This window comes from Thermoplasmata archaeon (assembly GCA_036395115.1).
Taxonomy (GTDB): Archaea; Thermoplasmatota; Thermoplasmata; order RBG-16-68-12; family RBG-16-68-12; genus RBG-16-68-12.
Genome location: DASWDU010000023.1, coordinates 44,140 through 67,500, shown reverse-complemented (window position 1 = coordinate 67,500; position 23,361 = coordinate 44,140). Strand labels below are relative to the sequence as shown.

Annotated in this window: 25 protein-coding genes; 14 read left to right on the top strand and 11 right to left on the bottom strand. The window is 67.3% G+C overall.

The features are described 5' to 3' along the window. Window positions 1-56 precede the first annotated feature (56 nt). Window positions 57-1,094, top strand: a complete 1,038-nt coding sequence (locus tag VF992_05755) for a hypothetical protein (GenBank protein ID HEX9340661.1) — start codon at window positions 57-59, stop codon at window positions 1,092-1,094. A gap of 93 nt (window positions 1,095-1,187) precedes the next feature. Here the strand turns inward: VF992_05755 and VF992_05750 are convergent, their stop codons facing one another. Next, window positions 1,188-2,042: a 3-hydroxybutyryl-CoA dehydrogenase gene (locus VF992_05750; protein ID HEX9340660.1), complete on the bottom strand. Its 855-nt coding sequence runs from the start codon at window positions 2,040-2,042 to the stop codon at window positions 1,188-1,190. A gap of 81 nt (window positions 2,043-2,123) precedes the next feature. Next, window positions 2,124-2,771: a hypothetical protein gene (locus VF992_05745; protein HEX9340659.1), complete on the bottom strand. Its 648-nt coding sequence runs from the start codon at window positions 2,769-2,771 to the stop codon at window positions 2,124-2,126. A gap of 130 nt (window positions 2,772-2,901) precedes the next feature. On the opposite strand from VF992_05745, the gene VF992_05740 reads away from it, so the two are divergent. After that, the gene (locus VF992_05740; GenBank protein HEX9340658.1) at window positions 2,902-3,819 is read left to right on the top strand and encodes a DMT family transporter; all 918 of its coding nucleotides are present in this window, start codon (window positions 2,902-2,904) and stop codon (window positions 3,817-3,819) included. A 10-nt stretch (window positions 3,820-3,829) separates the two neighbouring features. Here the strand turns inward: VF992_05740 and VF992_05735 are convergent, their stop codons facing one another. The 3 genes from VF992_05735 to VF992_05725 form a co-directional block, all read right to left on the bottom strand. After that, the gene (locus VF992_05735) at window positions 3,830-4,081 is read right to left on the bottom strand and encodes a hypothetical protein (protein HEX9340657.1); all 252 of its coding nucleotides are present in this window, start codon (window positions 4,079-4,081) and stop codon (window positions 3,830-3,832) included. A 79-nt stretch (window positions 4,082-4,160) separates the two neighbouring features. Then, window positions 4,161-5,774, bottom strand: a complete 1,614-nt coding sequence (locus VF992_05730; GenBank protein HEX9340656.1) for an ATP-dependent DNA ligase — start codon at window positions 5,772-5,774, stop codon at window positions 4,161-4,163. Next, window positions 5,771-6,706, bottom strand: a complete 936-nt coding sequence (locus VF992_05725) for a DMT family transporter (protein ID HEX9340655.1) — start codon at window positions 6,704-6,706, stop codon at window positions 5,771-5,773. The genes VF992_05730 and VF992_05725 overlap by 4 nt, the downstream gene beginning before the upstream one ends. A gap of 119 nt (window positions 6,707-6,825) precedes the next feature. Between VF992_05725 and pdhA (VF992_05720) the strand changes: the two genes are divergently transcribed. The 3 genes from pdhA (VF992_05720) to VF992_05710 all read left to right on the top strand — a co-directional run bounded on the left by pdhA (VF992_05720) (window position 6,826) and on the right by VF992_05710 (window position 9,454). Next, complete coding sequence (pdhA, locus tag VF992_05720; protein ID HEX9340654.1) at window positions 6,826-7,899, top strand: pyruvate dehydrogenase (acetyl-transferring) E1 component subunit alpha; 1,074 nt, start codon at window positions 6,826-6,828, stop codon at window positions 7,897-7,899. A 61-nt stretch (window positions 7,900-7,960) separates the two neighbouring features. After that, window positions 7,961-8,479: a tetratricopeptide repeat protein gene (locus VF992_05715; GenBank protein HEX9340653.1), complete on the top strand. Its 519-nt coding sequence runs from the start codon at window positions 7,961-7,963 to the stop codon at window positions 8,477-8,479. A 3-nt stretch (window positions 8,480-8,482) separates the two neighbouring features. After that, on the top strand, window positions 8,483-9,454 hold the full coding sequence (locus VF992_05710; protein HEX9340652.1) for an alpha-ketoacid dehydrogenase subunit beta: 972 nt from the start codon (window positions 8,483-8,485) through the stop codon (window positions 9,452-9,454). Between the two features lie 25 nt (window positions 9,455-9,479). Here the strand turns inward: VF992_05710 and VF992_05705 are convergent, their stop codons facing one another. Then, the gene (locus tag VF992_05705) at window positions 9,480-9,860 is read right to left on the bottom strand and encodes a hypothetical protein (GenBank protein ID HEX9340651.1); all 381 of its coding nucleotides are present in this window, start codon (window positions 9,858-9,860) and stop codon (window positions 9,480-9,482) included. Window positions 9,861-10,089: 229 nt separating this feature from the next. Between VF992_05705 and VF992_05700 the strand changes: the two genes are divergently transcribed. The 4 genes from VF992_05700 (at window position 10,090) to lipB (ending at window position 15,007) form a co-directional block, all read left to right on the top strand. Next, window positions 10,090-11,307, top strand: coding sequence for a dihydrolipoamide acetyltransferase family protein (locus VF992_05700; GenBank protein HEX9340650.1), 1,218 nt, complete (start codon window positions 10,090-10,092; stop codon window positions 11,305-11,307). 78 nt (window positions 11,308-11,385) lie between these two features. Continuing rightward, entirely contained in the window at window positions 11,386-12,810 is a 1,425-nt protein-coding gene (locus VF992_05695) for a hypothetical protein (GenBank protein HEX9340649.1), read from the top strand. A gap of 78 nt (window positions 12,811-12,888) precedes the next feature. Continuing rightward, on the top strand, window positions 12,889-14,286 hold the full coding sequence (gene lpdA, locus VF992_05690; GenBank protein ID HEX9340648.1) for a dihydrolipoyl dehydrogenase: 1,398 nt from the start codon (window positions 12,889-12,891) through the stop codon (window positions 14,284-14,286). 4 nt (window positions 14,287-14,290) lie between these two features. Next, window positions 14,291-15,007, top strand: a complete 717-nt coding sequence (gene lipB, locus VF992_05685) for a lipoyl(octanoyl) transferase LipB (protein HEX9340647.1) — start codon at window positions 14,291-14,293, stop codon at window positions 15,005-15,007. Here lipB and VF992_05680 read toward each other — a convergent pair. Genes VF992_05680 through VF992_05665 form a run of 4 tightly spaced genes read right to left on the bottom strand, consistent with a single transcriptional unit; the run spans window position 14,958 to window position 18,783 of the window. Beyond that, complete coding sequence (locus VF992_05680; protein ID HEX9340646.1) at window positions 14,958-16,022, bottom strand: electron transfer flavoprotein subunit alpha/FixB family protein; 1,065 nt, start codon at window positions 16,020-16,022, stop codon at window positions 14,958-14,960. The genes lipB and VF992_05680 overlap by 50 nt on opposite strands. After that, window positions 16,019-16,840 (bottom strand): electron transfer flavoprotein subunit beta/FixA family protein, encoded by an 822-nt coding sequence (locus tag VF992_05675; protein ID HEX9340645.1) that lies wholly within the window; start codon window positions 16,838-16,840, stop codon window positions 16,019-16,021. The genes VF992_05680 and VF992_05675 overlap by 4 nt, the downstream gene beginning before the upstream one ends. Then, on the bottom strand, window positions 16,837-18,129 hold the full coding sequence (locus tag VF992_05670) for an FAD-dependent oxidoreductase (protein HEX9340644.1): 1,293 nt from the start codon (window positions 18,127-18,129) through the stop codon (window positions 16,837-16,839). The genes VF992_05675 and VF992_05670 overlap by 4 nt, the downstream gene beginning before the upstream one ends. Window positions 18,130-18,183: 54 nt before the next feature. Beyond that, window positions 18,184-18,783 carry a 4-vinyl reductase gene (locus VF992_05665; protein ID HEX9340643.1) on the bottom strand — a complete coding sequence of 200 codons (600 nt, stop codon included), beginning with the start codon at window positions 18,781-18,783 and terminating at the stop codon, window positions 18,184-18,186. 154 nt (window positions 18,784-18,937) lie between these two features. Here VF992_05665 and VF992_05660 point away from each other — a divergent pair, with 154 nt between their 5' ends. Continuing rightward, complete coding sequence (locus VF992_05660) at window positions 18,938-19,252, top strand: 4Fe-4S dicluster domain-containing protein (protein ID HEX9340642.1); 315 nt, start codon at window positions 18,938-18,940, stop codon at window positions 19,250-19,252. On the opposite strand, the gene VF992_05655 is transcribed toward VF992_05660, so the two are convergent. Continuing rightward, window positions 19,249-19,839 carry a hypothetical protein gene (locus tag VF992_05655; GenBank protein ID HEX9340641.1) on the bottom strand — a complete coding sequence of 197 codons (591 nt, stop codon included), beginning with the start codon at window positions 19,837-19,839 and terminating at the stop codon, window positions 19,249-19,251. The two genes, VF992_05660 and VF992_05655, sit on opposite strands and share 4 nt — an antisense overlap. A 276-nt stretch (window positions 19,840-20,115) precedes the next feature. Here VF992_05655 and lipA point away from each other — a divergent pair, with 276 nt between their 5' ends. From lipA to VF992_05635, 4 genes are all read left to right on the top strand, one after another. Continuing rightward, a complete protein-coding gene (gene lipA, locus VF992_05650; GenBank protein ID HEX9340640.1) occupies window positions 20,116-21,012 on the top strand; it encodes a lipoyl synthase in 897 nt (298 codons plus the stop codon). Further along, a complete protein-coding gene (gene pdhA / locus VF992_05645; GenBank protein ID HEX9340639.1) occupies window positions 21,009-22,130 on the top strand; it encodes a pyruvate dehydrogenase (acetyl-transferring) E1 component subunit alpha in 1,122 nt (373 codons plus the stop codon). The genes lipA and pdhA (VF992_05645) overlap by 4 nt, the downstream gene beginning before the upstream one ends. Window positions 22,131-22,135: 5 nt before the next feature. After that, window positions 22,136-22,678, top strand: a complete 543-nt coding sequence (locus VF992_05640; protein HEX9340638.1) for a GNAT family N-acetyltransferase — start codon at window positions 22,136-22,138, stop codon at window positions 22,676-22,678. A gap of 161 nt (window positions 22,679-22,839) precedes the next feature. Continuing rightward, window positions 22,840-23,304, top strand: coding sequence for a VOC family protein (locus VF992_05635; GenBank protein ID HEX9340637.1), 465 nt, complete (start codon window positions 22,840-22,842; stop codon window positions 23,302-23,304). The last annotated feature ends 57 nt before the right edge of the window (window positions 23,305-23,361 follow it).

The following is a 23,361-nucleotide window of genomic DNA, read 5'->3' as shown; positions in this document are numbered from 1 at the left end:
AGCGAAAGCCGAGGGACAATCGCCGGTCCATATAGGGCTCTCCCGCTCCTTCTTGAATGGAAACCTATATCGTGCCTCCGGCCCAGCTCCGGCTGGGGGAGAAGGTTGTGCGTCGGGTGTTTGTGCGTCCAGCTATCGTAGTCTTCGCCTCGTTGGTCGTCCTGGGCGCGTTCGCCCTTCCCTTCCTCCCGAGTGCGCGCGCGGAAACGGGGAAGCCCACATGGCAAAAGGGCGACTGGTGGGCGTATTCGTTGCAGAACATCAGCTCGCCTTCGGGGGGGACGGCCTCGGGCACGCTCAAGATGATCGTCGCGGGCCAGGCGAACGTCACCGTGGGAGGGGTCACGTACCCGACATACGACACGAAGGACTGGCTGAATGTCACGCAGGGAAGCCTCACGTACTCAATTGCGGGTGACACGTGGTTCCGTGTGTCGGACCTGTCCCTGGTCCAGGCCGCTTTCAGTTTCTCGACATCGACCCCATCCGGGACCGCCAGCGTCTCGATCACGATCACCGATGCGCCGCCCCATACGATGACTTGGCCCCTCACCGCCGGCGCGACATGGTCCTCCACAACCACGGAGACGACGGTCACGACCATCACGATCCCAGGATATCCGCCGCAGACGAACACGGTATCGGCCAGCGTGACCTACCAGTATGCGGTACAGGCTGACGCCCAGGTCAGCGTCCCGAAGGGATCGTTCGTGGCGACCCCCGTGAAGCAAACCCAAGCGGGGGCGACGAGCTATACAATGACGTACTCGTCTTGGGACGTGGGGAACTATGTCAAGCAGACAACGTACGGGGGGAGCGGCAGCGAGCAGAGCGGCGCAACCCTGACGGACTACAGCTATGCACCGCCCTCCCGCGCGGGCGCGTCGTCCGCGGGCCCAGTCTACTGGCCGTGGGCCGCTCTCGTCGCGGCGATTGCGGTCGCGGTCGTTGTCGCCGTCTTGTTCTGGAGGCGCAGGCGGCCAACGCCACAGCCCATGCCACCGGGCGAACCTTCCGCGATGGCGGGGCTTCCGCCGCAACCACCGCCACCGACGCCGCCGTCCGAACAGGGCCCGCCGCCCGGCCCGCCCTGACACGCACCGGCCGTTTGCGCGAGGCCGTCGGCGGCATGCAGGATCCTGCGCGGGCGCCGCAGCCGTCCGCCGTGCCGGCTCGAGCCCGGTCGCTCAGCTCGTGGGGTATTCGTACACGCCGCGTCGCGTCTTGCGACCGAGGCGACCCGCGCGGACGTATTTGCGCAGCAATGGCGAAGGCCGGAACTTCGGGTCTCCGGTTTCGCGAAACAAGACCTCCATCACGTCAAGCCCGATGTCGAGGCCGGTGTAGTCCGCGAGCTCGAGCGGCCCCATCGGCATGTTCGTGCCGAGCTTCATCGCCTTGTCGATGTCCGCCGCGCTCGCGACGCCCTCCTGGAGGAGGTTGAACGCCTCGTTCATCATCGGCACGAGGAGGCGATTCACGACGAAGCCGGGAGACTCCTTCACCTCGACCGCCTCCTTGCCGAGGCGGCTGCACAAGTCTTTGACCAGCGAGACCGTCGCGTCGCTCGTTTCCGAACCGCGGATTACCTCGACCAGTTTCATGACCGGCGCGGGGTTGAAGAAGTGCATCCCGACGACGCGGTCCGCGCGGTTCGTCGCGTTCGCCATCTCCGTGATGCTCAGGGACGAGGTGTTCGAGGCGAAAACGACGTCGGGCGGGCAGAGCTTCTCGAGTTCTGTGTACAACTCTCGCTTCACGTCCATCTTCTCGAAGACCGCCTCGATCACGACCTGCGCGCCCGCGACGGCCTCCTTGAGGTCCACGACCCCACGGATCTTCGAGAGGATCGCGTCGACCTCGGCGTGGGTCATCTTGCCACGCTCCACGCGCTTTGCGAGAGGGTCTCGAATCCGGCGGAATCCGCGATCGACGAACCGTTGCTCGATGTCCCGCATCGTCACGTCGAAGCCCGCCGCGGCACACGCCTGGGCGATGCCCGCGCCCATGGTCCCCGCGCCGATCACCGCGATCTTGCGCACGCCCGAGATGTCCATCGGCATCCCTGGACCGGCGAATTGAGCCGCGACCGATATAGGTTGCGCGTCCCCGGTGGGCCCGCCTCAGGGTTCGGGCGGCGATTCGGGCGGACCCTGCGCAGCCCCCGGCGCGCGGGCGGCTGTGCCCCGTCGCGCAACGAGCGCGACGATGCCGCCGATAAGGAAGACGATCGCGCCGACGAGGACGACGTACCAGGCCCACCCCGCCGCCCAGGTCACCGTCGCCGTCGCGCCGAGGAACGTCGTCGAGGACGTGCCCCAGAATCCGGAGATTTGGATCGGGCCGCCCTGGCTGTCCTGGTTGACGGCGGCGGGCAACGAAGCCATGACGTACAGGGCCGCCACGAGCGCCAGGACGAAGGCGAGGATGCCGCACGCGGCCGCGAGCCGGCGGAACGACGGCCGGCTTCCGGCCATCGCGGCGAGGACGACCATCACGACCCCGAGGGCAATCGCGACCCCCGCGAGGGCGGCGCCGGTCAGGAATACGGAGCGCGTGTTCGGCTCGTTCGAGTAGTCCGTCGTGTTCGTCTGGTTGAAGCCCGGTGCTTTCACGGTCGCGGTCCCGCCGAACAATCGGAATTCCGCCGTGGACGAGACCGTCTGCCCGAAGAGGGACGCGGACGTGTCGACGGTCCACCACGGGCCGACGAAGCCGACGATGACCAGGACGATGCCCACCACGCCGAAGACCATTCCGAGCCGGCTCATCGCAATCCCCCTCTCCGGAGCGGGGCAAGGGAGCCCACGTTACTTAAGGGCTCCTGCGGGTGGCCGGCGCGCGGCGTCCATCGCAAGGCGTCAGGAGCCATTACATAAGCCACGCGACGTGTCGGGACCCGTGCGTGCCTCCCCGTACGGCGCGATCGCCCTCGCCGTCGTTTCGGTCTCGTTCTCCGCGATCTTCATCTCGTGGTCCGAGTCCCCGTTCGTGACGATCGCCCTGTACCGACTCGCGATCGCGTCCCTGATCCTGTCCCCGGTCGTCCTCCTCGACCGCGGACGGCCCCTCGCCGGGATCGCGCGGAAGGATTTGCTCGTGATGATGGGCGTCGGCGGCATCCTCGCGACCCACTTCACCCTCTGGATCGGGTCCTTGAAGATCGAGGCTGTGAACGTGGCCGTCGCCTCGTCCGTCATCCTCGTCACCTCCCACCCGCTCCTCGTCGGCGTCCTATCCCACTTCGTCCTCCGCGAGCGGCTCAACGCGTGGATGGCGATCGGGATCGCCCTCGGTTTCAGCGGCGTCATCGTGATCGCGGTCGCGGACTCCGGTGCACGGAGCGCGAGCGGGATCGGCGACCTCCTCGCCTTCCTCGGCGGCGTCGCCGCGGGCTTCTATTTCCTCCTGGGGCGAACGCTGCGACAGCGAATCCCGCTCCTCGCCTATGCGTTCGTGGTGTACGTGAGCGCGACCGCCTTCCTCTTCCTGTACGCGCTCGTGTTGGGGGCGAGCCTCACGCCGACCGGAGATGTGCCCCGGGAGATGGCCCTCTTCCTCGCGATGGCCGTCATCCCGCAGATCGGCGGGCACACGCTGTACAACTGGAGCCTCCGGTGGGTACCGGCGCCGGTCGTGAGCCTGAGCCTCGTGGGCGAGCCGATCGGGTCGAGCCTCCTCGCGTGGGCCCTCCTCAGCCAGACGCCCGGCATCGCCGTCGGCATCGGCGGGGCGCTCGCCCTCGCGGGGATCTACCTGACCGTCATGGGCCAGGGGGCGCGGACGCGGGAGACGATCGCCGCGCGGGACGTCGAGTGAGGGCGTACCTCTAAGCAGAGGTATGGGCCGCGAGGACGATCTGCCGCTCGATTCGCTCCCGTCGTCGGGCGAACTCCTGTTCGGCCTTCCGGTGGTAGGCGGCCATCCGCCGGAGGAGCTCGTCGCGGCCCCGCGCGGACTCGACCCGGCCGATATAGTCCTCCTTCCGCGAGGACCGTCCGTCGTCGCGTTCGTAGTGCCAGAAGTAGAAGTACCGCCGTCCGCCGAAGTCTCGGATCCGCGCTCCACAACCAATCTCCATCGTTCATACCTCTAAGTAGAGGTATATCGTCTGCGGGCCCAAGCCCGTTCCGGTGGGGTGGGTGAAACTACTCGGGCGGCTACGGTTCCTCGGGCCCTCGGCCTTTCCGCTCGAACTGCTTCCCGTACAATTCTTTCAGACGCGCGTACGTGTCGACCTCGTCGGGCCCCTTGTCGTCCCGGATGCGCACGATCCGCGCGAAGCGCAGCGCGAACCCGCTCGGATAGTGCGGGCTCCGCTGAATCTCGTTGTACGCGACCTCGACGACGACCTCCGGCCGCACGTGGAACCCCCACCGCTCCTCCGATGTCGCGAGCTTGCGCAGGCGATCCGTCATCGCGTCGAACTCCGCGTCGGTTAGGCCCTTGAACGTCTTGCCGATCATCTGGAACGCGCCCGTCCTCTCATCCCGGACGGCGAGCCAGTAGTTCGAGAGCCAGCCTTCCCGCTGACCGCTCCCCCACTCCGCCGCGACGATCGCCATGTCGAGGCGGTCCGCGGGCTTGATCTTGAACCACTTCTTCCCGCGCTTTCCGACGGAATACGTCGATTCGAGGTGCTTCGCCATGAGCCCCTCGTGGCCCGCCTCGAGCGCCTCTCTCAGGAACGACTCCACCTCGTCCTTCGACCGTGCGACTCGGCGGGCCGTGAGATATTGGGCGGGCACGAGGCGTTCGAGGAGCTCCCACCGCACGCGGTACGGCTCGTCAATCAGGGTCCGCCCGTCGACGTGGAGCAGGTCGAAGAGGTAGAGCCGCAACGGGATTTCTTCCGCAGCCGCGGCGATCTCGTGCACGCGCCGGAAGCGGCGCATGAGGTCCTGGAACGGGAGCGGCTTGCCCGCGTGGTCGATCGCGACCACCTCGCCCTCCAGGAGGAACTCCCTGGCCAGGAAGGAGCGGGCGATTGCGACGATCTCGGGGAGGCTGTTCGTCACGTCGCTCAGTCTGCGGCTGAAGATTCGGACGGCGTCGCCCCGGCGGTGGATCTGGATTCGCGCGCCGTCCAGCTTGTACTCGATCGCCGTGGCGCCGCCGTGCTCCTTCAGGACGTCGTCGAGGTCTACCGCCATCTCCGCGAGCATGGGCTTCATCGGGGCCAGGAGGCGCAGGCCTCGGGACCGCAGGCCGTCGGCCCCCTCGAACCGCGCGATCTCCGCGACGAGGCCGAGGTCGCCGAGGAACATGTGCGCGGTCCGCACGACGTCCGCAGGGACCCCGGAGGCGTCCGCGATCCCGTCGAGCATGACGCCCTCATTCACCCCGATCCGCATCTCGCCGAAGACGTTCTTCAGGAGGACGTGCCGTTCGTCCTCGGAGGCGCGGCCGAGGAGGGACCCGAGGATCCGCCGGCGGGTCCTCACCGAATCGGGCCCGTGGGCCTCCGCGACTTGCGCGAAGGCGCGGGAGACGTCGAGGATCGTGAGCGGCTGCGGATTCAGCGTCGCCTGTTTCGCCCCGGCCATCGCCTTCTTGAGCGTCGCCCAGCCGACGTTCAGCGCGCGCGCATCCGACTCCGCGAAGATCCGGCCGACGATCAGGTGGACCGCGGGCGCGACCTCGTCCCTCCGGAGCGACCGGAGGAATTCCGCCAGCAGCGCGCGCTTCTCCAGCCGCTTCGGCGTCGCCTCGAGCTTCCGGGCCAGTTCCGCGAGGCGGGCGAACGGCGTCTCGTCCGAGGTCGTCGGGGTCACGGTGAATCGGGACCATCCGACGCGGCCGGTTTCAACGTTTCGCCTTCGGCCTCCGAGGGACCGCGCAGGACGTAGAACGCCACGAGGGCGAGGAGCATCAGGGCGCCGCCGACGATCTGCACCCCGCTCAACGTCTCGCTCGGGAAGAGGTAGATGGCGAGGAGGATGCCCCAGAGCGCGGACGTCGGGAGGACGGCTCCCGTGCGCATCGCGCCGATCGTGCGGAACGCGTAGAAGAAGAGCACGGAGAACATGCCGCCGGCGCTCAGGGAGAGGAGGACGAGGATCGGCACGATGGGGAGCGGGATCGTGAGGGGCGCGCCGGCGACCAGAACGATCGGCGCGAGCACGGCGGCGGCGACGAGCAGCTGGGTCGCGAGGAGCGGGACGATCTTGACCCGACGGAGGAGGATCGTGCTCACGGTGTTGCTCACGCCCCAGCACGCCGCGGCGGCCACGAGCATCGCGTTGCCGATGAGGAACTCCAGGAATCGGACGTCGCCGAGACGCAATTGGGTCGTCACGAGGAACGCGCCGACCGCGATGCCGGCGAGCGCGACGTATTCGCGTCGCGTGGCGCGTTCCCCCAGGACGGCGTACGCGAGCACGATCGTGAAGAGGGACTCGCTGTTCGACAGGAGGATGGAGTTCGCCGCGGTCGTCCGGTCGAGGCCATAGAAGTAGACGATCGGCCCGGCGACGGACCCGACGAGGGCTCCGAAGAGGAGGAGCCGCCAGTCCGGTCGGCGGATCCGGACGCCCCGGAGCGCTGGCGAGAGCGCGATCCCAGGGATGAGCTGGACCAGGAACGCGATGACGAGCGGGTGGTGGACCTCATTCAGGACGAGCTTCGACAGGCTCGGCCAGACGCCGAACAGGACCGCCGCAAGGACGATTGCAAGGTAGCCGTACGTCCGCCGGCCGACGTCCACAAATCACCGCGCGGACAACGCCGCGAACGATTTAGAGATTCCTCCGGCCTCCGGTCGGAAGGCTTAAGGCGGCACGAGCCGTCTTGTTTTTCCCGCCCCCCGGGGGTGCGAGGAACACCGTGGTCGATGCGCTCCGCGTCATCCAGGACGATGGGTCGACGGACCCCCGTCTCGACCCGAAACTCCCGGAGGCGGAGGCGGTCCGCATGTACCGGGGGATGATGCTCCAACGGATCCTCGACAACCGCATGCTCGCCTTGCAGCGCCAGGGCCGAATCGGGTTCTACGGGCCCTCGCTCGGCCAGGAGGCGGCGATCGTCGGCGCGGCGCTCGCGATGTCTCCGGACGACTGGATCGTGCCGCAGTACCGGGAGCCCGGCGCGGCGCTCGTCCGCGGAATGCCCCTGACGGAGCTTCTGTGTCAGCTCATGGGGAATGCGCGCGATCCGGTGCAAGGCCGGCAGATGCCCTGCCACTACGTCTACCGGAAGGGGAATTACCTCTCGATCTCCTCGCCCGTCGGCACGCAGATCCCGCACGCGGTCGGCATCGGGTGGGCGATGAAGCTGCGCGGCGACCGCGCCGCAGCGCTCGTGTTCTTCGGCGACGGGGCGACGAGCACGTCGGACTTCCACGCCGCGATGAACTTCGCCGGCGTCTTCCGCACGCCGACCGTCTTCCTGTGCAACAACAACCAATGGGCGATTTCCGTCCCCGTGGCGAAGCAGACCGCCTCGGCGACCCTGGCGCAGAAAGCCCAGGCGTACGGCTTCGATGGCGTCCGCGTCGACGGCATGGACGCGCTCGCCGTGTACCGCGCGACCCGCGACGCCGCGGACGCCGCCCGGTCGGGACGGGGCCCCACCTTGGTCGAAGCGGTCACGTACCGCCTTGGCCCCCACTCGTCGAGCGACGACCCGTCGAGGTACCGCGACGAGGCGGAGGTCGCCGCCTGGCGGGCGCGGGATCCGATCGCCCGCTTCCGGAGGTACCTCGAACGGGCGGGCCGGTGGGACGAGGGACGGGAGGCACGCCTCGAGCAGGAAATCGGGGACGAGATCACGCGGGCGGTCCAAGAGACGGAGCGCGTGCCGCCCCCGCCGCTGGAGAGCCTCTTCTCCGACGTGTATGCGGACATGCCGTCACGGCTGCGCGAGCAACGGGACGCCCTGACGGCGTCGCCGCGGGGGTGAGACGCTGGCGAAGAAGGGACCCGCCGCACCTGCTCCCCCGCCGTCCTCGAGCTCCGGCATCATGCGTGCCCACGAGCTGTTCAAGCAAGGCCGGCCCCGGGAGGCTCTCGCGATCGTCCGGCCCCTGCTCCAACGCAAAGACGTCGATGCGAACGTCTGCGCGCTCGCGGCCGCGTGCCTCGGCGCGGAGGGCGAGTACCTCGAGGCGGCGCGGATCGACCGCATGCTGTGCGACGCGGACCCGGGGAACCCGCAGGGGTGGAACAGCTTGGGCTACGATCTCTTCCACGCGGGCGACATCGAGGGCGCCCTCGAGGCGTTCCTCCACGCCGTCAAGCTGGAGCCGACCCGCGCGAGCGCGCACTACAACCTCGCCCGCATCGCCGCGCGGATGGGCGACAAGTCCAAGGCGATCGAGCACTTCGCGAAAGCGGTGGAACTCCAACCGGACTACAAGGCGAGCCTCGATGAGGACCCGGACTTGCGGCCGTTCAAGGACGATCCGGAGATGCTCGGCCGGCTGCCCGGCGCGGCGGCGAGCGAGGATCCCTATTCCGAGTACTACGCGACGAGGTCGTGAGCGATGCCCGCGATGACGATGGTCCAGGCGATCAACAACGCGCTGCGCGAGGAGATGCGACGCGACGATCGGGTCGTCGTGCTCGGCGAGGACGTCGGCCGCAACGGGGGCGTCTTCCGGTGCACGGAAGGCCTCCTCGATGAGTTCCCGGAGCGGGTGTTCGACACGCCGCTCTCGGAGGCAGGCATCATCGGCACCTCGATCGGCATGGCGCTCTACGGCCTCCGGCCGGTGCCCGAGATCCAGTTCATGGACTTCATCTACTCCGGGTTCGACCAGATCGTCTCCGAGGCCGCGAAGATGCGATACCGCTCCGGCGGCCAGTACACCGTGCCGATGACGATCCGCACGCCGTACGGCGGCGGCATCCGCGGCGGGCATTACCACAGCCAGTCGAGCGAGGCGTACTTCTGTCACACGGCCGGGCTCAAGGTCGTCACCCCATCGACGCCCCTCGAGGCCAAGGGCCTCCTGACGTCGTCGATCCGCGATCCCGACCCCGTGATGTTCCTCGAGCCGAAGAAACTCTACCGCGCGTTCCGCGAGGACGTCCCGGAGGGCGAGGTCACCGTGCCCCTCGGCCAGGCGGCCGTGCGCCGCGCCGGTAAGGACGTCACGCTCATCGCGTACGGCTACATGGCGCAGGTCTGCCTCGAGGCCGCGACGAAGGCGGCCGAGAAAGGCGTCGAGGCGGAGGTGATCGACGTGCGCACGCTCGTGCCCCTCGACGAGCCGACCCTCCTGGGGAGCGTGAAGAAGACCGGGCGCGCCGTGATCGTGTACGAGGCGCCGCGGACCGGCGGGTACGGCGGCGAGATCAGCGCGATCCTCGCCGAGAAAGCGATCGAGTACCTACGCGGCCCCATCGTCCGCGTGTGCGGATTCGACACGCCGTTCCCGTATGCGCTCGAGGACGTCTACATGCCGAACGCGGACCGCGTGCTCGCGGCGATCGACAAGGTCATGGCCTTCTGACCGCGGACGCGGCGAGGGAGCCGGTTCAGATCGGCTCCGGGGCGCGGAACGCCTTCGCGACGCTCAGCAAGTACACAAGGACCGCCCCGACGATCACGAGCGTGACGATGGCCGTCAGCGTGATACTTTCGCCGGCGTTCGAATCCCGCCACACGTTGTAACCCAGGTAGACGAGGGTCACGAGCGCGGCAAGGAGGGCGAGTCCCCATGCCCACGGGCGGAGGCCCAGGAGTCCGTAGCCCGCGACGCCTAATACGATTCCGATGACCACATACAGGAGACCGTTTAGGAGCAACGAGGTCCCGGGGATCGGCGATCCCGGGATCAGACCCGTGAGTCCCACGATGAAGCCGGCGATGCCGATCATGACCATGACGAACGCGGCCAGCACGACGAGCGCACCCAAGATCGTAATTCCAACCGGACGAGCCAAAATCGGTCCTCCTCATGGAAAGGAGGAGCAGGACGGGAAAACTTCCGGCGCGGAGCGCCGGGCACAAATCACGCCCACCGGTCTGTGCCACTCCTCCACGGCCCACTCCTCCCCGGACATAGATTGGTTGGAGGCCATAAAACGGTTCGCATTCCGCCGCAGGGGCAAAGCGTTAAGTCGCCTTCGGGTCTTGGCGACCGAGATGGCCCGGGAGTTCAAGCTCCCCGACATCGGGGAGGGCGTCCACGAGGGCGAGGTCGTCAAGTGGTTCGTGAAAGAAGGGGACGCCGTCAAGGAGAACGACCCGATCGTCGAGGTGATGACGGACAAGGTGACGGTGCAGATCCCCTCACCCGTCACGGGCAAGATCCTGCAGCTGCGGGCGAAGGAAGGCGAGGTCGTGAGGGTCGGCGCGACGCTCGTCGTCTTCGGGGAAGCGGGAGAGGCGGTGCCGGCGTCGTCTCCCGCCGCGCCGGCCGGACCGGCGGCGCCCGCCGCCCCCGGCAAGACGGCCCCACCCCCGCCTCCGCCGCCGGTATCGGGAGAGGTCCTCGCGGCGCCCGCGGTCCGTCGACTCGCGAGGGAGCTGAACGTCGAGCTGGCCTCGGTCCGAGGGAGCGGGCCGCAAGGCCGGATCACGGAGGACGACATCCGCCGGACGACGAAAGGACCTGCGATGCCGCCGAAGCCCACGGTGGCGGTGGCCGCGCCGACCGGCGCGGAAGAGCGAATCCCGATCCACGGCCTGCGGAAGCGGATCTTCGAGAGGATGGCGAAATCGAACGCGACCGCCGCGCCTTTCACCTATGTCGAGGAAGTCGACATGTCGCAGCTCGTCCGCCTCCGGGACCACCTGAAGGAGGCCGCCGAGCGCAAGGGAACCAAGCTCACGTTCCTGCCGTTCTTCATCAAGGCGATCCTCGTGGGGCTCACGGAGTCCCCGAGGCTCAACGCGTCCGTCGACGACGAACGGGGCGAGATCGTCGTCAAGAGGTACTACAACATCGGGGTCGCCACGGCCACGGACGAGGGCCTCACGGTGACCGTGGTCCACGACGCGGACAAGAAGGATCTCTGGGACCTCGCGAAGGAGGTCGATCGGCTCTCGACCGCCGCAAGGGACAAGAAGCTCTCCCTCCAGGACGTCCAGGGCTCGACGTTCACGATCACGTCCCTCGGCAAGGAAGGCGGCATCCTCGCGACGCCGATCATCAACTGGCCCGAGGTGGCGATCCTCGGGATCCACAAGATCGAGAAGCGGCCCGTTGTGCGGGACGACCAGATCGTGATCCGGGACATGATGTACCTCTCCTGCTCGTTCGACCATCGCGTGATCGACGGGCACGTCGGCGCGGCGTTCGTGCAATCCGTGCGAAGCGCCCTGGAGCATCCGGCGCTGCTGTTCGTCGGGCTCGGGTAGCGCACCGAAGCGCACTCGGAACTCCGACGATAGCCTTAAGGCCCGAGACGGGCCTATGCGAGCGGTTCCGGGGGGAACATGTCTCTGCGTGTCCTGACGTTCATCGTCGCCGTCGCGAGCGTCACGGGCCTCCTTCTCGTTCCCGCCCACGCGGCGGCCGACGCGCCGGTCCCGGTGCATGAGGTCGGCGACGCGGTCGGATACGGCGCGACTACCGACCTCGGCGCGGTGGCGGCTCCGTTCCTAGCTCAACTGCGCGCATACGATGCGGCGGACGACAACTTCACGATCAATGAGCTGGACTTCACCGGCACATCCGACATCTGGACCACGACGAAAGTCGTCGACAAGACGACCGACACGTACACGATCCAGATGGACGCCGCGGCCGGGGCGAAAGCCCATTACGTCGCGAACGTAACGTCCCTCCAGTCCCCGATGGCCGGCACGTACCCCGGGGACACGAGCTCCGGGTACTGCGTGCCTGCGATCCCTCCGACGACGACCGCGACGACTTCCTTCGAGATGCAGGTCGACTACCTCGCGACGTCGTCGGGCACCTCGACGTGGAACATCTCCGACTTCGCGGAGCGCGCGTCGCGGACGAACACTTCCGTCGACTACCGCACGACGTCCACGATGTACAACGCGCCCCGCGTTGACTTCAACTTCACCGCCTGCACGACGACGGTCACCTACGAGAGCGGTCAGACCACGACCACGGAGGACATCACGACGGACCTCCGCATGGCGTACACGCCGGCGCTCGACTTCTTCGACTTCCCGATCGTGGACAACGAGACCTGGTACGCGTTCTCGAACGCGACGCTCGGAGGCCACATCGCCGGGACAATCGATGTCGTCGGCCTCTCTCCGGAGGAGGAGGCACAGCTCCTCGATTCGCTCAATCGATCGTTGACGATGAGCGGCTTCACGGTCACCGGCCTCGACGGGTTCCCGATCGTCCTCGAGGACATCACGATCATGCTGGTGGCGACCCCGTACCTGAAAGACGGCGAGATCCACGACATCACCGTGCCCGTCGCCTTCCGCCTCCATGCAAGGGAGACGAAGATGACCCTCGCCGACGGCAACTTGCACACGGTCTACCTGATCTCCGAGACCCCGGTCGGGGGTGGCGGCCTCTTCACTTCGCCCTGCAGCTACGTCTACAGTCCGGACGACGGGTTCATCGTCGGGTTCGTATGCGAGCTCGCGCCCGGCGTCTCGTTCTTCGAACTCAAGAACACACCGCCGGCGGACGCCGAGCGGCACATCGCGGACACGAAAGATACATACTCCCTCGCCGCACGGGCGCCGAATCCGATCGCGGACTTCTTCTTGAGGGCGCCGTACTTCGGCATCGTGCTCATCGCGGCGGTCGCGGTCGTCGTCGCGGCGCTCTTGGTGCGTCGCCGTCGCAAGCCAACGGCCGTCCCGCCGGCGGCGATTCCGCCTGCGGAGATGCCGCCGACTGGGCCGCCCCCTCCGGGAGCGCCGTGAGCCGGCGACGCCACGGTCCCCTTTTCAGGAGATGGCGCACACAAAGGCATATGGGCCCGGGGCCCTTTTGTGCGGCCGATGCCTCGGCACGTCCCGCTCGTCGTGATCGGCGGCGGCCCCGGCGGCTACCCGGCGGCGATCCGGGCGGCGCAGCTCGGCAAGCAGGTCCTCCTCGTCGAACGCGACCGTCTCGGCGGGGAGTGCCTGAACTACGGATGCATCCCTTCGAAGGCGCTGATCCACACCGGGAACCTCGTCCACGCGATCGAGGCGGCGTCCGAGCGAGGGGTCGAGACGGGACCGGTCAAGGTGGACATGGCGCGCTTGCAGGCGTGGAAGGCCTCCGTCGTCCAACGACTCGTGAACGGGATCGGCCAGCTCTGCAAGGCGAACCGGGTCGATGTCGTCACGGGCACCGCCGCGTTCACCGGCCCGAACGCCCTCCGGATCGCGGGGGCCGCCCCCGATGAGATCACGTTCGACGACGCGATCATCGCGACCGGGGGACGGCCGTCCGACCTGCCCGCCTTCCAGTTCGACGGCCGGCGGGTCATCGGCACGAAAGAGGCGCTCGAGCTGACCGAGGTCCCGAAGAACCTCGCGATCATCGGCGGAGGCATCTCCGGGCTCGAGATCGGGACGTTCTACGCGAAGCTCGGGAGCCGCGTCGTCGTCGTCGAGATCATGGAGCAGCTCCTCCCCGGGACCGACCTCGAGGCCGTGCGCGTCGTCGAGCGAAACCTGCGGAAGCTCGGGGTCGAAATCCACGTGAAGTCCCAAGCCCGGGGTTGGCGGGAGGATAAGGGCCAACGGGTCGTCGACGTCGTGTCGCCCGAGGGGCTGCTCGCGCGCCGCGCGGACGTCGTCCTCATGACGGTGGGCCGTCGTCCGAACACGGACGGCCTCGGTGCGGACCGCGCGGGCGTAACCCTCGGGCCGCGCGGGTACATCGCCGTCGATTCGCAGCTCCGGACGTCGAATCCGCACGTCTTCGCGATCGGCGACGTGATCGGGCCGCCGTTCCTCGCGCACAAAGCGACGAAGGAAGGGCTCATCGCCGCCGAGGTCATCGCGGGCCATCCCGTCGAGGTCGACTACCGCGCGATGCCCGCCGCCATCTTCACGGACCCCGAGATCGCCACGGTCGGGATGCAGGAGGCGGACGCGGCGGCGAAAGGGCGCAAGGTGCGCATCGGGAAGGTCCCGTTCGCGGCGATCGGTCGCGCGCTCACCACGGGCGAATCCGACGGATTCGTGAAGCTGGTAGCCGACGCGGACTCGAAGATCTTCCTCGGCGCGACGATCGTCGGGCCGGACGCGAGCGATCTCATCAGTGAGCTCGCCCTCGCGATCGAGATGGGCGCGACGATCACGGACATCGCGCTCACGGTCCATCCGCACCCGACCTTGCCGGAGGGGATCATGGAGAGCGCCGAGGCGGCACTCGGGCAGGCGATCCACGTCCTGAACCGCTGAGACCATGCTCACCACGGAAGAGGGCGAGAAGGCGATCCTCATCGCGCGGGATGCGTGGCTCCTCGACCTCGGGCGACGGCCGTACCGGGAGGTCTGGGACCTCCAGAAGGCGCTCGTGGACCGTCGGGCGGCGGACAAGATCCCCGATGGCCTGATCTTCGTCGAGCACGATCCGGTCGCGACGCTCGGGCGGCGCGGGGCGCGCGATGACGTCCTCGACCCAGGTCTCGAAGTCGTCGAGGTCGAGCGGGGCGGCGAAGCGACGTATCATGGCCCGGGCCAACTCGTCGGCTATCCGATCCTCAAGCTCCCGGACCGGCTCGAGGTCAAGCGGCTCGTGACGGACCTCGAGGAGGTCCTCCTGCGCACGTGCGCGGACTTCGGGATCGATGCGACGCGCGCCGGACCCGAGCGCGGCGTGTGGGTCGGCGGCAAGAAGATCGCATCGATCGGGCTCGCCGTGCATCGGAATGTGACGTTCCACGGCTTCGCGCACAACGTGACGACCGACCTCCGGCAGTTCCTCAAGATCCGTCCGTGCGGGCACGAGGGCGGCATCATGACCTCGATGGAGCGGGTCCTCGGGCATCCGGTCGAGCTGGAGGACGTCAAGGCGTCCGTGATCGCGCACTTCCAGGCCGTCTTCGGCGTCGCGCTGCGGCGCGTGAACGTCACCGAGTTGCTGCCGGAACCGCCGCCGGGGACGCGCCGCCGGCCTTGAGGGCCCGGAGCTGTCGGATCATCTCCGGCACGACGTCGAACAGATCGCCGACGATCCCGTAGTCCGCAATCTCGAAGAGCGGCGCCTTCGGGTCGAGGTTGATCACGAGGATCTTCTCGGATTCCTGCATGCCCGCGAGGTGCTGGACGGCCCCGCTGATCCCGACGGCGATGTAGAGCTTCGGTCGGACCGTCATGCCGGTCTGCCCGACCTGCAACATCTTCGGGACCCACCCGCTGTCCACGGCCTTCCGGGATGCGGCGACCGTCCCGCCGAGGAGGTCCGCGAGTTCTTGGAGCATCGCGAAGTTCTTCGGGTCGCGGAGGCCGTAGCCACCGCTCACGACGATGGCCGCTTCCTCCGGCCGGAGGCCGCCTTCCTTCGTGAACTCCTTGAACTCGAGGAGCGTCACATCTTCGTCGTCCTCCGAGAGATCCGCCGGCTCGTGGACGACCTCGCCCTGCCGCGCCGGGTCGTGCGGCGGCGCGATGAACACGTTGCGGCGCACGGACGCCATCTGCGGGCGGTGCTTCTTGCATAGGATGTGCGCGAGCGACTTCCCACCGAAGCTCGGTCGGATCATGTCGAGGTTCCCGTCGGCGTCGACGTCGAACCTCACGCAGTCCGCCGCGAGGCCCGTCTCCAGGATTGCGTGCAAGCGGCCGCCGAGGTCCCGGCCGTTCTTCGAGGCGCCGTAGAGGACGACCTCCGGCTTGTGCCGCCGGATCAACTGGGCCATGACCTGCGCGTAGGGCCGCGATCGGTAGATCTCGAGGAGCGGGTGGTCCACGACGATCACGCGGTCGAGGCCGTAGCCGATCGCATGTCCGGCGAGCGCGTCCACGTCGCGTCCGAACAGGACGCCCGTCAAGGCGGCGCGGCGGAGGTCCGCGAGTCGACGGCCTTCGCCGATCAGCTGGACGGAGACGTCGCGGAGGCCGTGCTTCCGATGCTCAAGGAACACCCAGACGCCGCGGAAGTGGGACTTGTCCTCCAGGACGTGGGCATCCGTCACGTCGAAATCACCCGGTCTGCCACGAGGGCCGCGAGGAGCCGCTGGACGGCGTCCCTCGGGTCGCCCCTAAAGAGCTTTCCCGCCCGGGGCGGGAGTTTCACCGTGTCGACCTTCGCGACGATCGTCGGCGAGTTGAGCAGGCCGACCTTCTTCGGGTCGATCCCGACGTCGGCGCACGACCAGTGCGCGATCACGCCGCCGCGCTTCACGCGGATCTTGCCGGTGAGGGAAGGCTCTCGTGGCTTGTTGCAACCGAAGTTCACCGTGGCCAGGCACGGCATGGACGTCTCCCACCACTCGGTGCCGTCCTCCGCGGTGCGCCGCGCGCGCACCTTCCCGTCGACAACTTGGACCTCCGAGACGTACGTGAGTTGCGGCATGTCGAGATGGCCTGCGATCCCCGGACCGACATGGCCCGTCGAGGCGTCCGTCGTCTCCTCGCCGCAGAGGATGAGGTCGTACCCGCCGATCTTTCGGATCGTCTCGCTCAGCGCATACGCGGTCGGGACCGTGTCCGAGCCGCCGAGGATCCGGTCCGTGAGCAGGACGGATCGGTCCGCGCCCATCGCGACCGCGCGTTCGAGGCTCTCGTCGAACGACGTCGGCCCCATCGAGAGAACGACGACCTCCGCGCCGTGGCGGTCTTTCAGCTGCAACGCGATCTCGAGCGCGTTCGCGTCCGGCGGGTTGATCTCGCTCGGCACGCCCACGCGCTTGAGCGTCTGGGTGACGGGATCCACCTGGAGCTCCTGCGCCTTGGGGACCTGCTTGATGCACACGACGATCCGGGAAAGCGCCTTCGCGCCGGCATCGGTCACATCGATCGGGCCCCCTGGAGGAAGTCCAGCAACAGCTTCCATTTCGAGACGCGGGCGGCGGAGGCTTCCTCGAGGACGATCTCCATGAGGCGTTCCTTGCCGCTTCCGTCCACGGTGTAGAGCCGCTGCGCGATCTCGAGGAGCATCCGAGGGTAGAGTTCGAAGAGCCGTTCGTTCTTCATGTACAACGGTGCGCGCCGGAACCGCTCGAGATCCGTCAGCACGTTCCGCGACCGGAGGAACAATTCGTACGGTGCGAGGTTTCCGGCGGTCATGCCGCCCGCCGCGCGAGCGGTCTCCGCCGCCTCGCCGACCGCCATGCCGGAGGCGATCGCGAGGTCGACCCCGCGGAACGTGTATCCGTTGTTGATCAGGAAGCCCGCCGCGTCGCCCGCCACGAGGACGCCGTCCGCCGCCAGGCGAGGCATCATCCCCGCCCCGAGCTCCGGCACGAGGTGCGCGCTGTACTCGGCGACCTTGCCGCCCTTGATCAGCCGCTGGACGGCGGGATGCATCCGGAACTTCGTCTGGAGCTCCTCGATCTCGACCTTCTTGCGGGAGAGGTCCTCGGAGGAGACGACGAGTCCGAGGGAAACGGACGCCTTGTTCGTGTACAGGAAGCCGCCGCCGCGGAGCCCCATCGACGCCTCCCCCGCGAACACGTAGGCGGCGCCCTCGGCGTCGCCGACGCCGAACCGCTCCTGGATCGTCTCCGCCGGCAACTCGACCGTCTCCTTGACGCCGACCGACACCTCGCGGGGTTCGAGGTCGGCCTTCAGGCCCGCTTTCCGCACCAGGACCGACGTCGCGCCCTCGGCGATCACGACGAGGTCCGCGCCGACGCGGTCGTTCGGCGCGACGAAGACGCCCTTTACGCGGCCGTCCTCCCGCCATAGGTCGTCGACCCGGATGCCCGTGACGAGCGTCGCGCCGGCCTCCTCGGCTTTCTTCGCCAGCCAGGCGTCGAACTTCGCGCGGAGCGCGGTGAAGCTCGCCCCGCGGCCGTGGGCCAACCGCGGCGCATCCAGCGTGATCGTGAGCGACGCGTCCCCGGAGAGAAACGCCAGGTTCTCCTGCACGACGCGTCGCTCGACGGGGCAGTCTTTCTCCCAGCCCGGCACGAGGTCCTGGAGCGCCCACGCGTAGATGCGACCGCCGAACATCCCCTTGACCCCCGGCGAGCGCCCTCGCTCCACGAGGAGCGTCGAGAATCCCTTCCGCGCGAGCGTCAGCGCGGCCGCAGAGCCCGCGGGCCCGGCCCCCACCACGACGGCGTCAAAACGCTCCACGATGTCCCGCTTCCCGCTGCAGAAAAGCGGAGCAGGTAAAAGTCTTTCCGGGGCTCATCGCAGCGGCATCGGACGGAGGTCGAACTCGCAGTGATCCGGTCCCTGCGATGCACACACCGTCTCTTCGCAGAGGAGCTCCTTCGACAGCAGGATGCGGCCCAACCCGGCGAGCCAGCCCGCGAGGAAGTGGCACACGGGCTTCTTCGACGGACCGTACGAACGGGCGAGCGGGCTGTTCTTGATCGAGATGACGAAACGGCCGGCGTCCGGGTCGAACAAACGAATCGCCGCGCGGCCCCAGCCAAGGAAGGCGGAAGCTTCGATGATCCGCCGCGCTCGATCGAAGTTGAACGCCCCCTTGGATTCGGATTCAATCGATGCCAGCGGGTTCAGTCCCGCCCCCGCACTCCGTTCGCCGGACAGGTACATGATCCCCTTCGACGAACTGCCCATCGTCTGCTCGAGTTGCTTCTGAATGTTCATGATGACATCGGGTCGAACGATGAGGCACGACTGGCCGGAGAGGAGGAGGATTCCCGTCTCCGGATCGGGCGTGAGGGCGACGGCGAGCAGTTTGCGAGCGAGCGTCGTGCCAATCGCGGACAAATCGCGTTTTGGATCGATCGTTGGGGCGTCCTGATCGCTCTGCGGCATGAAGGCAAATCCTACACGGACGACGGAAGGTCGCGGGGCTCGCGATTCCGAAGGACCGCTATAGAATGTTTCTCCTCAATTGCCCTCCCTGATAACGTGGCGCCCTGAGTTACCAATCCTTATTACCCGTGCCCCGCTTTTCGACGTCGGACACATGCCCGAGTCCCCGAAGCCGGAGGCCTCGAAGATTCTGCCCGTGGACGAACGGGTCGGACTCGACCGGTTCGAGTTCGACGAAGAGCCCTTCATCACGGTCGACACGGACGTCTGCCGAACGTGCGACACGAAGCCCTGCCTCTACGTGTGTCCGTCGAAGGTCTACCGCCTCGACAAGGGCGAGCTCGTGTACAACACGGAGGGCTGCATCGAACTCGGTGCGTGCGCGATCGTCTGCAAGCACATCGGCAAGAACGCGATCCACTGGAACTATCCGCGCGGCTCGTACGGCGTCGAATTCCGGTTTGGCTAGATCGCGCGCTTCTGCTTCCGCTGCTTCTCGGCTTCCGTCGTCACAAGAGAGATCGCAAATGCGCGCCGGAGGCCCTTGTCAGCGGAAATTGCGCGCGAGACGAACGCGGCATCGATGATTGGCACACCCTCGGCTTGGGCACGCTTTTCCATCTGGGCAACTAGACCGCCCCGTAGGAAGAGGGGCTCGACGGCAGCCCATGCCTCTGCTGACCAAGGCACGGCGGGGCGAGCGCCCTTGCGTTCGACGTTTCGCTGGACCAGGGTTGCGACCCGGTCGAACTCATGCGACTTGAACGTGACGTTCTTCGTCCAGAACTGGCGCCCGACGACTATCTTCGTTCCATCCCTGTGAGTCACAAAAAGGAACGCGGGCCTGCCGCGTCGTCCGGTGAGGAGTTGCGCATCGCGGATGTCCGAGTAAGGCCAGAACTGGACCCCCCTGAAGGAATACTGGATTCCATCGCCGAACAACCGGTACGGCTTCACGAACAACCATTGATACACAATCAATCCACTGAACGCGATCAGCACGGGGCCGAAAATGAAGGCGACAACGCGGCGGTCCCCAGTCTCGGACGGAATCACGATGATGCCAATCGCAAGCGTGAAGAGAAGGATTGCGAATCCCAGGTTCCCTCCCTTACGGAGGAGGAATTCCCATCGAGGTTGGACATACTCGACGGAGTGGACTGATTCCGAACGCGCCTCCATTATCATCCTGACGCCCATGCGACGCCATGGCTGTTGTGGTGGCATTCCCCACGATAGCTCCGCTCGACTGCAGTTCAGGCCTGCGCCCGCAAATGCCGCTGACTCTTGGGCTATCTACATAAACGCGAGACGCCTTCGTACTCGCTACTGATGATTCGAGAACCGAAGCCCGAATGGCTCCGGGTCCGCCCTCCGTCGGGCGAGCAATACGTTCACCTGAAGACCCTGTTCCGATCCTTGGACCTCCACACGGTGTGCGAGGAAGCCCATTGCCCGAACGTCTGGGAATGCTGGGGCGGAGGGACCGCCACGATCATGCTCATGGGCGACACGTGCACCCGCGGTTGCCGCTTCTGCGCCGTCAAGTCGGGCAACCCGCACGGCGTCCTCGACATCGACGAACCGCGGAAGGTCGCGATGGCCCTCGCGGAGATGGATCTCTCGTACGTCGTGCTGACGTCCGTGGACCGAGACGACCTCGCGGATGGCGGCGCGGGACACTTCGCTCAGACCGTGCGGGAGATCAAGGCCCGCCGTCCGGACATGCTCGTCGAGGCGCTCGTCCCGGACTTCCAAGGCGACCTGGGTGCCGTGCGGACCGTCGTCGACGCGGGCGTGGACGTCCTCGACCACAACGTCGAGACGGTCGAGCGCCTCCAGGCGACCGTGCGGGACCGACGGTCGAACTACGCCCAGAGCCTGAAGGTGCTCCGCGGCGCGAAGGCGATGCGGTCCGACCTCTTCACGAAATCGTCGATCATGCTCGGCCTCGGGGAGACGCGCGACGAGGTCCTACGGACGATGCGCGACCTGCGCGCGAACGACGTCGACATCCTGACTCTCGGTCAATATCTCCGGCCGAGCGATTGGCACCTTGTCGTGCACGAATACGTGCCCCCGGAGACCTTCAACGAGCTGCGCGACATCGGCGAGTCAATGGGCTTCGCGTACGTCGCCGCGGGCCCGCTCGTCCGGTCGTCGTATCGGGCCGGTGAATTCTTCTTGGAGCGGGTGATTCGGGAGCGCAACCGGGACCGGGTGGGGTGAGGGCGATCGCCGAAGAGACGCTCCTCCGGATCATCGACCTCGACGGCACGTACGATTCGAAGCTGGAGCCGAAGCTCCCTCCGGATCTCCTGAAGCAGGCGTACCGCGCCCTCGTCCTCGTCCGCGTGCTCGACAACCGGATGCTGTCCCTCCAGCGGCAGGGCCGGATCGGCTTCTACGTCCCGAGCACGGGCGAGGAAGCGTGCCAGATCGGGAGCGCGATGGCCCTCGAGAAGCGGGACTGGGTCTTCCCCGCGTACCGCGAGCCGGGCGGCGCCCTCTGGCGGGGCTTCCCGCTCGAATTGCTGATCGCCCAGGCGTACGGCAACGCGAAGGACGCGCAGAAGGGCCGCCAGATGCCGAGCCACATCGGCTCGCGCGAGGTGAACCTCGTGACCGTGTCGAGCCCGGTCGGCACGCAGATCCCGCAGGCGGTCGGCGCGGCCTGGGCCGCGAAGATCCGCAAGGACGACGTCGTCACGCTGACGTTCTTCGGGGACGGCGCCACGAGCGAGGGCGATTTCCACGCGGCCATGAATTTCGCGGGCGTCTTCAAGACGCCGACGATTTTCTTCTGCAAGAACAACCAGTGGGCGATCTCCGTGCCGCTCTCCCGGCAGACCGCCGCGAAGACACTCGCGCAGAAGGCCCAGGCGTACGGCTTCGAGGGCGTCCGCGTCGACGGGAACGACGTCCTTGCGGTTTACTCAGCCACGAAGGCCGCCGTCGACAAGGCGCGCGCAGGCGGAGGGCCGACGATGATCGAGGCGGTCACGTACCGCATGGGGCCGCACTCCTCCAGCGACGACCCGACCCGCTATCGCCCAAAGGACGAGGTCGAGTCCTGGGGGCAGCGGGACCCGATCGAGCGGATGCGGAAGTACCTCGAGCTGAAAGGCCTGTGGTCTCGCGACGCCGACGACAAACTCCGCGCGGAACTCGACGACCTCCTGCAGACGACGATCAAAGAGGTCGAGCGACACCCGCCTCCGCCAATCGAGAGCCTCTTCACCGACGTGTACGCGGAGCTGACGCCTCAGCTCAAGGAGCAGATGGAGGCGTACCTCGCCTCCGGGGAGCGGCGTCGGCCCGAGATGCTCGACAAGTTCCCGCTGTGAGACGCATGTCGGATCCGCTGCGTGCGGAGGAGATCACCCTCCGCGACGGACGCACGGTCGTGCTGCGCCCCGCGAGGATGGAGGACGCCAAGTCCACGATGCGGAACGTGAACCGCATCGGTCGGGAAGGAATCTACATCATGGTGGAGGAAGTCCCGGAACTCGAGTCGGAGCGACGCTGGCTCAGCGAGTTCGACGGGACCCGAAATGTCCTCTTCGTCGCCGTCGACGGGGGCGAGGTCATCGGGGCCGCGGATTGTCACGCGGGCATTTTTCCGAAGGATCGCCACGTCGGCGGGATCGGGATCGCGATCCAAGACGGCTGGCGGGAAGTGGGCCTCGGCCGACAGATGATGGGGCGAATCCTCGAGTGGATGCGGGCGCGCGGATTCGCCAAGGCCGAACTCGCCGTCTTCGCCACGAACGTCCGCGCCCGGCGCCTCTACGAGTCGCTTGGCTTCGGTGAGGAGGGCGTCCGCCGGCGGCACGTGCGCATCCGCGACGAATACGTCGACGAGGTCCTGATGGGCATGTGGCTCGGTCCGTGACCGCTCCCGACGCCCGAAGGTGAGACATCCTTAAGTGCCCCTTCCGTCTTGCTGCCGCGGGGGAAATTTCCACGGCCCGCAAGACGAAGCGCACTGCTCAACGGAAGAAGACGACCGCGCGCAAGGCGCGTGCGACGCGAACGGCTCCCGTCCCGACGGGGATGCGGACCGTGACGCCGTATCTGGTAATCAACGGAGCCGGAAGGGCAATCGAGTTCTACAAGAAGGCGTTCGGCGCGAAAGAAGTCACGCGCCAAGCCATGCCGGACGGCACGCTGATGCACGCGACGATCAAAATCGGTGACTCGCTCGTGATGATGTCCGACGAATTCCCCGGGAGCGACACGAAGTCGCCGACATCCGCGGGCGGGACGACATCGAACATGCACATCTACTCGAAAGACGTCGACAAGCTCTGGAATCAGGCGATCAATGCGGGCGCGAAGCCGACGATGCCGCTTGAGAACCAGTTCTGGGGCGAGCGGTACGGCAAGCTCCAGGACCCGTTCGGCCACATCTGGTCCGTCGCAATGGTCGTCAAGATGAGCGAGTCCGAGAAACAGGCGAAGCGTCAGGCCGCCTTCGGTATGTTCGAGAAGGGCGAGCATCCCGGCTTCCAGCAGTGATCGACGGGACCGCGGCGCGAATCTAGCTTTATACGCACCGCTGGCTTGCTCCGGCGC